This is a genomic window from Flavobacterium sp. P1_E4, from assembly GCF_056405915.1.
Window position 1 is genome coordinate 19,082 of sequence record NZ_JBFUBE010000022.1, and the last position, 13,232, is coordinate 32,313.

The following is a 13,232-nucleotide window of genomic DNA, read 5'->3' on the forward strand; positions in this document are numbered from 1 at the left end:
GCTTTATATGTTCATTATAGTCTTTATGATAAAATATTAATAAACCAAAAAACAGCAGCATCATATTGTTGAGAACGACTAAAAATTATTATTTAAAATCTTTTTATCAATTTTTCTTAATTACGATAGCAGATTTAACTTCGAGGTTATTGTCCAAGCGTAAAATATAAACTCCATCAGGCAAATTATTAGTATCTAATGAATTTGTTGCTTCATTTGAGTCGATTCTTGCCATTGAATATTGTTTTCCTGTAATATCAAAAATTTGAGCAGTGTATTTGGTAAAACCTCCTGGAACGCTAAAATTCAATTTATCAGAAACCGGATTTGGATAAACAGCAAACTCACTATCTTTTATTTGACTCTTTTCAATCGAAAATTTCGCAGTAGCTGAATTCCAATTAAAAGATTCCCAACCAGATACAATTTCTCTATTACAATTCATCCCTGAAACAGCTCCGCCTTCTGAACTAATAAATTTTCCATTGAATCCTTTTAAAGCTATTTGTTGTCCAATATTAATCCACTCGAATGATTCCCATCCATTCACAGCAGTACTGTTGGACGTAATAGGTGAAATTCCGTTTTGTGAATTAAAAAATTTTCCGTTGCTGTCTTTCAATGCAATTTTATTGTCTCCCGCATTAACAACAGTAAATTTCTCCCAACCTTGAGCTGTAGTTCTATCTGCAGTTACCACTCCTACACTATTGTTTGATGAAACATATTTACCACTATTCTGGAGTGATATAACGCTTCCAATAGGTGCAATAGGTCTGAGCCTGTCTTGTAACGAACTTACCAAACTACAATTGGATAATAAGGATGCGTTACAAATTTCATTAGTTGCCGTTACAGCATCAGCTATACTAGGTTTGGCACTTCCAAATTTTAAATAATTACAAAGTGCATCCCATTTTGGGGTACCTGGAAAGGAGTAAATAGATCGATCTGTGTATTGCCTTTTCCAAGCCCAAAATGCCCATCCAACGTTGGCTGCATCATAATCAATTCTAGCATCACGAATCCAATCCAATGTATTCTCTCCGAATTCTCCTGTCCATACTGGAATATTCAATGCTGCACCTTGTCCTTTTATTAAATTCAAATCAGGGTTAGGATCTGACTGACCTTGAGGTCCATAATAGTGATTTTCGAATACTAGATTAGAGTCCCATCGTTGCAACATGTCATAAAAATCACTACCATAATAATTTCCTTGTGCAAAAATGAGATGATTTGAATCGACCTCTCTAATTCTTGCAGTCATTACTTTATAAGAAGCCATTAAGTTACTTTTTTGACCATTTCCATTGTCCAAAAGAGGTTCGTTAAGCAAATCATAACCCGCAATCCATTCATTACCAACAAAATTTTTATAGTGATTAGCTACATGATTCCAAATACTCGCAGCTATGTTAACATTATTCCAGTTGTTCCAAAAATTAGGTGTTCCTCCGTTTGGATTGTCACAAGTGTAGCTCGTACTTTGATAGCCTGGGGCTGTATGCAAACAAAGTATTACGTGAATATTATTATTTTTGGCCCAAGTTACAGCTTTATCTAGCCAAATGAACCCATCATTTGTAAGAGTTCCTGTATTTTGATTCCAAAACATATTGTATGCAAAAGGGATTCTAATAACATTATAGCCTAGTGCTTTTGCTTGAGCAAAATCACTATTTGTAATATATGAATTTCTCCAATTATTTTCAAAACTTACCGTTTTCCCTTCATCATTTCCAAATAAATCTTTAAATAATCCTCTAATTTGAGTAGGTGATTTTTCTCTTACACTACCTCCAGGTTCAATATTCATCATATATCCCTCCCAAACAAGCCAATTCCCAAAATTTACACCTCTTAAGGTTATAGGGTTTCCGTCCTTAAGTATTTTGGCTCCTGTATTTGAAACAGTTAACCTCTGGGAGTTTACTTGCAAACAAAGAAATAAGAGCATCATGCTAATAATACTTTGTTGAAGTTTAAGTTTTTTGGTTCTTATGTTTTTTGGTTTATTGTTCTTCATGATTTTTTGGTTAGTTAATATTAGATAGAGATTATACACCAGAATTTATATCAAAAAAAAATCACTTTTTCACCAGACATCAGTTAATCCAATAATAAAAATAATTAGTGTTAATGAAAATCATTTTAAGGAGCGATCCTAAAAGGTTTTATTGACCTTTTAGGTTGTACTTTGTAATTAGTTTTATACTTAAATTGACAAAAGATTAATCTAATAACTTAATACACCAAAGTCTGAATTGCATTGGGTAAAATAGTAATCTCGGTAGCTTGAGTTCCTACACACAAATTATATATTACCGTAGCATCACTTTGGTTCATAACAACAGTTACCATTTTCCCATCTTTATTCAAAAAAGAAGTGCTCAACAAGCTGCTTCTACTTACAGCAGTGCTAACTCTTTTAGCTTCGGGACGAATAAATTTTGAAAAATGTCCTATATAATAATACGAAGGAGTATAAATTAACTCTCCCGTTTTGGTATCAGCATGAATCGGTGCAAGACAAAAATTCCCCACATGATTAGGCCCTCCATTTTCATCCAAAAGAATATTCCAATCCGTCCACCCCACAGTTCCGTTATTAAAATCATGAATCATAGAAGTTCCATAACGCTCACCATTAGTCCACAATTGATAATTTTTGGCCTCAAACTTCTCTACGCAACCTTCAGTAAACATTAAATTTTTATCAGGGTATGCCTCATGAACTCTAGCTACATTATCAAACATCGGATCTCCACCAGCCCAAGTTTCATACCAATGGAATCCCATTCCCCAAGCATATTTAGAAGCTTCAGGATCAGAGAAAATAACATTGGCTCTTTGTACCATCAAATCACGATTGTGATCCCAAACAATAATTTTTTTATCTCCCAACCCTTCTTTTTTCATAGTTGGTCCAAGATAATTTTTCAAGAAATCTCTTTCTGCTTCAGCAGTATATACACAAGATTCCCAGGTTTGTACTGCCATTGGTTCGTTCTCCACACTGATTCCCCAAATTGGAATTCCTTCTTTCTCATATGCTTTTACAAACTTGGTATAATAAGTTGCCCAAGGTTGAAAAAACTCAGGTAATAATGTTCCGCCTTTCAACATGTCTTTATTACTTTTCATAAAAGATGGAGGACTCCATGGACTGGCAAAAAGTGTAATTTTTCCACCCGCTGTTGCTGTCGCTTTCTTTATCAAAGGGATTTTAAATTGTCTATCATGTTCAATAGTAAAGGTTTTCAATGCCTTATCACCTTCATCTATATACGTATAACTCGCCGAACTAAAATCGGAACTGTGAATTGTGGTACGCATCAAAGTATATCCAATTCCTTTTTCTTTGTTATAATAAGCATCCAATAATTCTTGCTGTTTTTCATTGGACAATTTTGCAAAAACTTCGGCACTGGCGTCTGTTATTGCTCCTCCAATTCCTAGAAAAGACTGAAAAGTTTTATCTGGATTAACAAAAACACAAATCTGTCTTTCGTTTGGTTGTAACAGTTCTGAAAATGTAAGATTATCTGTTTTCGACAATCTCAAATTAGTACTTTCAGCAGTCGTGTACACCGCAACTGTTTTTCCTTTCGTTGAAAAAGGATGTGCTTGTGATTTATTCTTTTGTTGTCCAAAAACAAAAAAGCTGGCGAGTACTAATGCTGTGGTGGTTATTTTTTTCATAATCTATAGTATGGTGGTTTCTTCTTTTTTTGGTTGTAACATTACCAAGTATAGGTTCCTACTGCTCCAGCATCTAAAGAGGTAGTAATCCATTTTCCTTTATATTTAATATTGAATAATGCAGCAGTATCACTATCATTTACAACTAACAAAACTTTTTTTCCTGCCGGAGTTTTGAAAGCTACATTATGTAGACTACCACTTATATTACTTGAAATTCTAATTGAACCTGCCGGAATAAATTTGGATGCATGCGCCGCTACATAATAACCAACATTTCGGACCACTGATTCCGTGCTGCTTACCGTTATCGCTCCTTTACAAGTTGTGCATCCTCCATCAGTATGTGGTCCAAAAGAACCATCATTGGCAAGATTCCATTGCAAAGCATTTTTACTCCAATTACGCATTGAACCAATGATTACATTTTTAAATTGCCATCTTAAATCACCATCAAATGCCCCAGTAGATGAAGTATACTGTTCCGTAAAATAAACATCTTTATCAGGATAAACATTATGAACTGTAGAAAGCGCACTAATATCTCCACCATACAAATGAAAAGCAGAACCAGTTACAAAAGGGTAAGCTGCAGCATCTTTTAGGATAGTAATTGGATATTGGGGATTATCACAATTATGATCGTAAGTAATGATTTTTGTAGTAATATTAGCCGTTTTAAATGCAGGCCCTAAATTATTTTTTATAAAATCAGCTTGTTGCAATGCAGTCATCACCATACTCGGATTATTACCCCCGTGCAAAGGTTCGTTTTGAGGAGTAATTGCATCGATTACAATTCCTTCAGCTTTCATTTTTTGAATATATTTTACAAAATATTGTGCATAAGCCTCATAATACTGAGGTTGCAAACTTCCTCCCATAAAATTATCATTATCTTTCATCCAAACTGGCGCAGACCAAGGAGAACCCATTATCTTGATCTTAGGATTAATTGCCAAAATTTCTTTCAATAATGGAATAACATCACCCATATCAGGAGTCAAGCTAAAGTTGGTTAAGTTAATGTCTGTTTGTCCTGTAGGCATATCATTATAAGTAAATGGAATAGCGTTCAAATCAGAAGCTCCAATACTAATTCTCAGGTAACTCAACCCAACTGAAGTATCTCCAGAACCAAACAATTCTTGTAATAAGTCTTTCTTTTTTTGGGTGGTCAATTGATTGATTACTTGTGCACTTCCACCAGTCAATGTAAATCCAAAACCATCAACGGTTTGATAAGTTTGAGTTTCATCAACTTCTATGTTTGGATAAATATTCACTCCATTTCCAAAAGCCAAAATGCCCGTTTGTTTTTTTAAAAGCGCTTTTTGATCTCCTTTTGTTAACCAAAAATCAACTTCATTTTTTACAACGGGAGGTGTTGGAGTTGGAGTTGGAGTTGGTGAATCCCCTCCCTCATTGGAGGATGAACAACTGATGTGTATGGATGAAAAAGCGATTAAGAAAAATAGCTTTGCTAATTGATGTATTTTTTTCATTATTTATTTGTAATTAATTTCGATAAAAACAGGGAAATGATCCGATGGGTATTTCAAATCTTTGGCATCTGATAAAACAGCATATTTATTAACTGTAATGGAGTTGCCTTTTGATAAAAAAATGTAATCGATCAAATGTGTTGATGCCTCATTATATTTAAAATTGTTAAAAGTTCCATAAGGACCAAAAGGTTTTTCTTTCGAAATTGTTCTGGCGTCATTCATTTTATTTTTTAATGCAATTATCCGGTCGGTTTCAGGTTCTGAATTAAAATCACCCATCAAAATAACTGAATATTTACTGCTATTTAATTTTTCTATTCTTGAAAGTATCAGCTCCAATCCTTTTGTTCTTGCCTCTTCACCTAAATGATCCAAATGGGTATTAAAAACCCAAATCAACTTATTATTTTGCTTATTCTTCAAAAGTGCATAAGTACAAACTCTGTTGTAGGCAGCATCCCAGCCTTTTGAAACAGTTTCGGGTGTTGTTGACAACCAAAAGGTATTTGATTCCATTACCTTAAATTTTTCTTTGGCATAGAAAATATTCGATGACTCTCCTTTTCCTATTCCGTCTCTTCCAATCCCTACATAATTGTATTGAGGAAGTGCAGTTGCAATATCCAATACTTGATTGGGTTTTGCTTCTTGAACCCCAAAAAAATCGGGAGCGTAAAATTGAATCTGTGCATTAAAAAAATCTTTTCTGTGTGTCCAGTCGTTTTCCCCATCCGATTCGATATCTAGTCGGATATTGTAAGTCATCACTTTTAAGGTTTGGGCCTTGGACAAAATACCCATCAGAATAAAAATGATTGAAATTGCTGTTTTTTTGAAAAGATTCATTTTTTCTTTTTTATTGGTTTCTATAAGTCAAAATACCAGTTAATTCTTCATTAGAGCTTCTATCCAACTTGATAAAAATAGAAGCCGCTAATGAAGACCAAACTCAAACTACTTAACTTAACCAAAACATTTTAATTATATACTCTAATATAATCCACCTCCAAAGTTGAGGAAGTAAAATTTGGATCTACGGGGCCTCCCCAATTACCACCCATTGCAAAATTGATAATCAAGTAAAACTTCTTATTGAAAGGGAAAGTGGAGTTATTTACAAAACTGTAATACAATTTGTCATCCACATAAAACTTTATATAACTTGCTGTCCAATCTGCTGTATAAATATGAAATTCAGTATTGTCATTAGGCACGTTTATAGTTCCTGTATCTGGAGTACTTCCTGAACGTCCAGGAGAATGCAATGATGAATGATTAACATTCAACTCTTTTCCAACAGATTCTAAAATATCTACTTCGCCACATGCAGGCCATCCAACAGTACCAATATTACTACCCAGCATCCATACTGCAGGCCATGTCCCAACTCCAGTAGGCACTTTTGCCCTGATTACTATTTTGCCATAAGTAAACTCAAATTTTCCATTGGATTCTAATCTACCAGAAGTGAAGTCTCCTTTTCCATATTTTTCCCTGATCGCTTTTATTTTCAAAACACCACCTTCAACTACTGTGTTTTCTGGGCGATTGGTATAAGATTGTAGTTCGTTGTTAACATAACCCGGATCCCAAATTTGGAAAGTCCATTTGGAAGCATCTGGGGCACCATTTGTATTAAATTCATCAGACCATATTAATTTTGGCTGAACCAAAACAGTAATTGAGAGTGTTTTGCTAACAAATTGACCCGCATTATAAGCAGACACATATATCACATAAGTATTAGAACCCGATGTAGTATAGGTGTATGAAAAGCTTCCATTTGTCAATTCTTTTGTCTCTCCATTACCAAGGACTATTTTATATGATGTTGCATTTGTTGCCGATAATTTAAAATTTACGATACCACTTCCGTCTCCATTTGGATTTTGAGCATTTGTCCCAACTATTTCAGAAGAAACTTTTAGATTTGTAGGTGCTTGATTTACGACAGGCTCTTCTGAATTTGACCCACTACAGGAAATTAAAAAAAAGTAATTCAGTACAATCAATAAATTAATTCTGGAGAGATATTTTTTCATTTATGTTTTTTTAAATACAAACTTATTGTGTCATTTTTTTAAAAATGGCCCATAATCAATAGAGAATGGGCCATTCTACCAACTCAAACCTAACTTAAGCTTAACTTATTTTTCATGAGAAAAATCATTTACAATGATGGTCTCATTTCTATATTTTGAATTTTGATACCAGCCTTCATGTCTTCTCCTCCACCTCGGATTACTAAATAGGCAACTCCTGTTTTTGTAGCTGTGAATATTCCTAAATTATTTTCTGGTTTACAGCCAACAACTGAAATCTTACCAGAAAAAGGGGCAGTTGCACAGCCATCCCATGTACTTAAGGCTCTCAATTTCCCACCTTCGGAATAGTCTGTCCCTGGTACTGGAACTGAGTAGCCACAATACACTTCAAACCAAGTATTACTACAGCCTGTTGTAGATGAAGTAACCATATCAATCACGTATTTTTTACCTGCTACAACATTAACAGCTTGATACATTCCTTGTCCGGCCCATCCACTTGCAGTTAAGAGAGCATATCCATTTGCAAAAACGAGACTGGCATTCGAAGCAGGATTTGCTATTGTCCATTGTTCCCAATCTGCTGCGTCTGCTAGTTTACCTCCTTTAAGAAGATTTCCAGCCACTGGATCTGGTGTAGCTATAACAATATTTTGAGTAGTAGTATTAACGATACCCCCTCTTCCAATAGCACCATGAGTAATGACATAAGTACCCACATCAGGAAGAAAAATGCTTTCAGTCATTTTACCAATATACATTCCTGCACCATCACCTAAATCCCATTTTGAACCCAATGCGTCTTTTGTTTGAGCAACCAATGTAAATCTATTAGCTGAACCCTCTACAGGTTGTATTGTAAATGCAGGATCTACATTTTCATCCGACAATCCATTATCTACGATATCTTCAGATTGACAACTTCCTAATGAACTTAATGTTATAATAGCCAACATTAAATAAATACATCTATTTAAAACTATTTTTATATTCATAATATGTTTTTTTTAAAATATTAATAATTAGGATTTTGAACCAATTTTGTATTTTTTAATTCACCAAAAGGAATTGGGAAAATTTCATTTTTTCCAGCGATAAATCCTCTACTAGCAAGTACTGAAGCAGCTTTACCTGTTCTAACCAAATCATACCAACGGTGACCCTCACCTGCTAATTCCAATCTTCTTTCATTCATAATTGCTGCTTGTGAAACAGGCACAGACGGCAATCCTACTCTAGTTCTTACTGCATCTAAAAGTGCTTGAGCTCTAGCTCCAGTTCCTCCTAAAGCTTCTGCCTCCATCAAGTAAGTATCAGCCAAACGAATTGCATAAGTGTCTTGTTTGTAATTTAAAGGCTGAGCTCCAGTACCTGTTGTTACATCTGACTGTCTTGGTAAAAATTTATTTAGAAAATAACCTGTATCCTGATATCCTGCAATGTAAGCATGAGTTGGAGGATCTTGCGCCTGAGCTTCAGCTTCATAAGGTAGTACATCAAAAACAGTAGCGTTAAAACGAGGGTCTGTTTTAATAAGATTATACAAATCGACCGTAACTGGATTAAAACTCCATCCAGAAGGTAAATCTGGTGCTCCTGTCATTCTGTTATATCCTCTAGGCCCTACCATTACATTCACAGTATTTCCTTCATCTCTTCCAGATCCCCAAAATCCCCAGTCCGAATTTCCTTCACTTGTGTGTGAAATTTCTAGGATAGACTCAGTATTGTATTTATTACTTACAACCCATAAGTCACTGAATTTTGCTAATAATTTATAGCCATATGGACTAGTAGCACCTGGTGTAGGTCCGTTAACTAATGCTAACTGGGCAGCAGCTTCAGTATATTTTTTCTCATACAATAATACTTTGCCTAATAAAGCTGTGGCAGCACCTTTTGACAAACGACCAGCCTCTGCAGCAGGAATTGTTATTGGTAAATGTGGAATAGCTTCAGTCAAATCTTTCTCAATTTGAGCATAAACATCTGATGGTGGAGCTTGAACAACTGAATAAATCTCTGAAGTAGTAAGAGGAGTTAATATCAACGGTACGTTTCCAAACATTCTCACCAAATCAAAATAATAGTACGCACGTAATCCTTTCAATTCCGAATTATATCTTGATTTTACAGCTTCATCCATAGGAATACTTGGTAATTTTACTAGCAAGATATTGACATTAAAAACGCCTTGGTATGGAACACTCCAAAAACTACCAGGAATAGTATTTGCATCCAAAGTATATTTAGAGAAAGCTTGTATTCCTGCACCATCTGTAGCTGATCCACCTCCTGCATAATGATCATCAGAACCAGCATTCAACATCGTTATATAATTTTCAAAACCTCCAGAATTTTTTCTGATAGGATCATACGCGCTAACAAGGGCTGCATAAGCATCCTCTGGAGTTTTATAGTAATCGTCTACAGATACACTCCCTGATTTATCTACATTCAAAAAGTCATCAGAACAGGAAACCATTGTAAGTACAATTGCAGTAGCAATTAATATATACTTATTTCTATTTATTTTCATAATTATATTTTTTATTAAAACTGTAAATTAGCACCAAAGATGAAACCTTTAGCTTGAGGATAAAGTCCTTTGTCAACACCAGAAATATCACCACCAATTTCTGGGTCATATCCTGTGTATTTCGTAAAAGTCAATAAGTTTTGACCCGTAACATACATTCTTATTTTTGTAGCTCCAATTTTACTAATCGCATTTTGTGGCAATGAATATCCTAAAGTCATTAATTTTAGACGTACATAATCACCATTTTCTAAATAGAAATCAGAGGATTTTTCAAAATTCCCATTAGTATCACTGATAGTTAATCGAGGATAATCATTAGATGTTCCTTCTCCTGTCCAACGTCCTAAAGCATCTGTTTGATAATTTGCATTTCCTACATCTAAACGACGTAGTCCTTGGAAAATCTTATACTTCGAAGCTCCTTGAAAAAACACTTGAAAATCAAACCCTTTATAATCCAGATTAAGTGTTAAACCATAATTATAAGCTGGCAAAGAATTTCCAAGAAAAGTTTTATCATCATCATTTATTTTACCATCATGATTATTATCTACCCAACGGAAATCCCCTGGTTTAGCTCCTGGTTGAATTGGAGTTCCAGCTGAACCTGTATATGCATTTACTTCTTCCTGTGTCTGGAAAATACCTGCTGTTTGATACCCGTAGAATGAATTGTAAGCTTGTCCAACAGCAGTTCTTGTAATATCACCCATTGATTGAAAAGTAGCAGTTCCATTTGATATAAAAGCTTTTCCATTACCTAGGAAAGTGACTTCATTTTCAAGATAGGACACGTTCCCATTTGCAGAAAAATTAAATTCTCCAAATTTATGATGGTATCCCAATTCTAATTCAATCCCTTTGTTTACCATATCAGCAACATTCCCAACAGGGTTTTTTATTGCTCCTACGTATCCTGGAATCTCAACTACTTGCAATATATCCGAAGTCTTTTTATTATAAAGACTTAAACTCAAATTAAAATCATTAAACATTGTAGCATCAAATCCTATATCAGCAGACGCTGTCGACTCCCATTTCAAGTCAGGATTTGCTGGTGAATCTGGACCATAACCAGAAACAATACTACCTGGATTACCTATATTATAATTACTACCTCCAATAATATTAGAATCATATCTATTTGATTCAATAGCATCACTACCATTTATCCCATAGTTTGCACGTAGTTTCAAGTTATTAACAATTGAATTGTCTTTCCAAAATTCTTCTTTAGACACTACCCAACCTCCTGATACAGAAGGAAAATTACCATACTTGTTGTTTCCCCCAAAATTAGTAGAGCCGTCACGACGAATTACTCCTGTAAGTAAATATTTTTCTTTATAATTATAATTCATACGAGCAAAATATGATACTACACGGTGAGGATCATTTGAATAGGCCGATCCAGTTTTTTTACTTGCTGGAATATCCCAGTTAAAAGATGCATCTTGAAAATTGTTTACCGGCAATCCTTGATAAGTTACTGTAGTACCTATGGTATTATTATCTTCATATACACCTTGTCCTAATAATACAACAAAGTTATGGTCATTCAACTGTTTTGTATAGGTAAGAGTATTTTCTACATTCCAACCAAAACTTCTATTGTTTGTACGGTATAAACTATTCTCTGTTACGTTATTATTAGAATTCAAGAACGCTTTTGGAGTAAAAGTTTCTTCTCCCCAAGTAGACAATTTACCACCAAATGAAGCTTTAAACACCAAATCATTAATAGGCTTAATTTGCACATAGGCATTCCCAAGCAAATTATCAGACCATTTATAATTCCCCAATCTAGTTTGGATGTAAGCTAAAGGATTCGTTATTTCTTGCCCAACTACACTTGAAATTCCATAAGGATTACCATTGGCATCTCTTACTACAGGATTAGTACTATATGGTGAAGTATTAGCTACTGCTGGATCTGTAACTACTGCTGGAGTTGTTGGATCTAAATTGATAGCAGAACTCAATGGCCCTCCAAACTCACTATTCGTATTACCAATTCCTTGAGATTTATCATGAGCATAACCAACAGATTCTCCAATTGTAAAGATTTTTGATATTTTATGAGTAGAGTTCAAGCGCATATTCAATTTTTTGTAATTTGAAATATCCGTTGCAACAATTCCCTCTTGATCTTGATAACCAATAGAACTATAAAAGCTTGAAACTTCATTTCCTCCACTAAAACTGATCTCATGAGAAGTACGCACAGAACCTTTATTGAAAATAGTAGATTGCCAATCCGTTCCTGTTCCCAAAGCAGCTGGGTTTTGGTAGATTAAACCTCCTCCACCTGCAACAGATTTCTCATTCATAATTGTTGCATACTGAGTTGCATTCAATAAGTCTAATTTTTTTGCTGGAGAAAAAGCACCAGCAAAACCAGTATAAGATACATTAATTTTGCCCTGTTTCCCTTTCTTCGTTGTGATTAAAACAACACCTGAAGCAGAACGAGAACCATAAATTGCCAATGAAGCTGCATCTTTAAGAACCTCAAGAGATTCAATATCCGATTGATTGATTGAACCAATACCTCCATTATCAACAATAACACCATCAACAACCCAAAGAGGATTATTCCCTCCTTTGTCACTATTAAAAGTAGTTATTCCCCTAACTCTAATTGTTGATGCCGCACCAGGTTCTCCAGAATTAGCAATAACAGTAACCCCCGAAACCCTTCCTTGTAAAACTTGTCCAATACCTGTGTTTGGGTTATCTGTCAAAGCTTTCGCTTTAAGACTAGATATGGAACCCGTTACATTAGATCTTTTTTGGGTACCATACCCTACAACTACAACCTCATTTAAGTCTTGTGTTGCAGAATACATTTTTACTTGAAAATCTGTACGCCCACCAATAGACTCCTGAACCGTTTTATACCCTATAAAACTGATTGTCAAAATTCCATCTTTTGGAGCCTTAATTTGAAACTTACCATCAAAGTCTGTCGCAACTGATGACGATGTCCCCTTTAATACAATGGTTGCCCCTGGAATTGGCAAACCTTTTTCATCAATTATTTTTCCGCTTATGGAAGCTTCCTGTGCATGCCCATAAACTGAGAATAAGATTGACGAAATACAAAAAATAAATGTTTTTAATAATTTCATTTTTCTGATTATTTTGGTTAATTAATTAGTTATTTAATGCAATAGTAAGGCTTAAATTTCTACATTGATAATTAAAAACTACTACAAAAACACATCAACAACGTTGTAGTGATATTACAAAAACACATCAAATAAAAATCAAATAACTAATAATCAATTATTTAAAACCAAAAAATTATTACTTAAAAAAATATTAATTAAAAAAAACCACTACAATTGTGATAAATTAAATACTTTAGCTTAAAATCTATTAAAAACCATTCAAAATCAACCCCAAAAGATTCTTTACAGATAATTTAAA

General features: G+C 34.4%; 8 protein-coding genes. All 8 read right to left on the minus strand.

The window, feature by feature from the left end:
• Nucleotides 1–106: 106 nt before the first annotated feature.
• The gene (locus AC1DY0_RS16390) at nt 107–2,029 is read right to left on the minus strand and encodes a cellulase family glycosylhydrolase (protein ID WP_477189663.1); all 1,923 of its coding nucleotides are present in this window, start codon (nt 2,027–2,029) and stop codon (nt 107–109) included.
• Nucleotides 2,030–2,247: 218 nt separating this feature from the next.
• Nucleotides 2,248–3,705, minus strand: coding sequence for a glycoside hydrolase family 30 protein (locus AC1DY0_RS16395; protein WP_477189664.1), 1,458 nt, complete (start codon nt 3,703–3,705; stop codon nt 2,248–2,250).
• A 41-nt stretch (nt 3,706–3,746) separates the two neighbouring features.
• Nucleotides 3,747–5,210 carry a glycoside hydrolase family 30 protein gene (locus AC1DY0_RS16400; protein WP_477189665.1) on the minus strand — a complete coding sequence of 488 codons (1,464 nt, stop codon included), beginning with the start codon at nt 5,208–5,210 and terminating at the stop codon, nt 3,747–3,749.
• A 3-nt stretch (nt 5,211–5,213) separates the two neighbouring features.
• Nucleotides 5,214–6,059, minus strand: a complete 846-nt coding sequence (locus tag AC1DY0_RS16405) for an endonuclease/exonuclease/phosphatase family protein (RefSeq protein WP_477189666.1) — start codon at nt 6,057–6,059, stop codon at nt 5,214–5,216.
• A gap of 131 nt (nt 6,060–6,190) precedes the next feature.
• Complete coding sequence (locus tag AC1DY0_RS16410; RefSeq protein WP_477189667.1) at nt 6,191–7,255, minus strand: glycoside hydrolase family 16 protein; 1,065 nt, start codon at nt 7,253–7,255, stop codon at nt 6,191–6,193.
• 128 nt (nt 7,256–7,383) lie between these two features.
• On the minus strand, nt 7,384–8,253 hold the full coding sequence (locus AC1DY0_RS16415; RefSeq protein ID WP_477189668.1) for a hypothetical protein: 870 nt from the start codon (nt 8,251–8,253) through the stop codon (nt 7,384–7,386).
• Between the two features lie 20 nt (nt 8,254–8,273).
• Nucleotides 8,274–9,797, minus strand: coding sequence for a RagB/SusD family nutrient uptake outer membrane protein (locus AC1DY0_RS16420; RefSeq protein ID WP_477189669.1), 1,524 nt, complete (start codon nt 9,795–9,797; stop codon nt 8,274–8,276).
• A gap of 14 nt (nt 9,798–9,811) precedes the next feature.
• The gene (locus tag AC1DY0_RS16425) at nt 9,812–12,931 is read right to left on the minus strand and encodes a SusC/RagA family TonB-linked outer membrane protein (protein WP_477189670.1); all 3,120 of its coding nucleotides are present in this window, start codon (nt 12,929–12,931) and stop codon (nt 9,812–9,814) included.
• Between the last annotated feature and the right edge of the window lie 301 nt (nt 12,932–13,232).

Coding starts and splice junctions, on each gene's coding strand:
- AC1DY0_RS16390 (WP_477189663.1), bottom strand. CDS start 2,029: ATGAAGAACAATAAACCAAAAAACATAAGAACCAAAAAACTTAAACTT.
- AC1DY0_RS16395 (WP_477189664.1), bottom strand. CDS start 3,705: ATGAAAAAAATAACCACCACAGCATTAGTACTCGCCAGCTTTTTTGTT.
- AC1DY0_RS16400 (WP_477189665.1), bottom strand. CDS start 5,210: ATGAAAAAAATACATCAATTAGCAAAGCTATTTTTCTTAATCGCTTTT.
- AC1DY0_RS16405 (WP_477189666.1), bottom strand. CDS start 6,059: ATGAATCTTTTCAAAAAAACAGCAATTTCAATCATTTTTATTCTGATG.
- AC1DY0_RS16410 (WP_477189667.1), bottom strand. CDS start 7,255: ATGAAAAAATATCTCTCCAGAATTAATTTATTGATTGTACTGAATTAC.
- AC1DY0_RS16415 (WP_477189668.1), bottom strand. CDS start 8,253: ATGAATATAAAAATAGTTTTAAATAGATGTATTTATTTAATGTTGGCT.
- AC1DY0_RS16420 (WP_477189669.1), bottom strand. CDS start 9,797: ATGAAAATAAATAGAAATAAGTATATATTAATTGCTACTGCAATTGTA.
- AC1DY0_RS16425 (WP_477189670.1), bottom strand. CDS start 12,931: ATGAAATTATTAAAAACATTTATTTTTTGTATTTCGTCAATCTTATTC.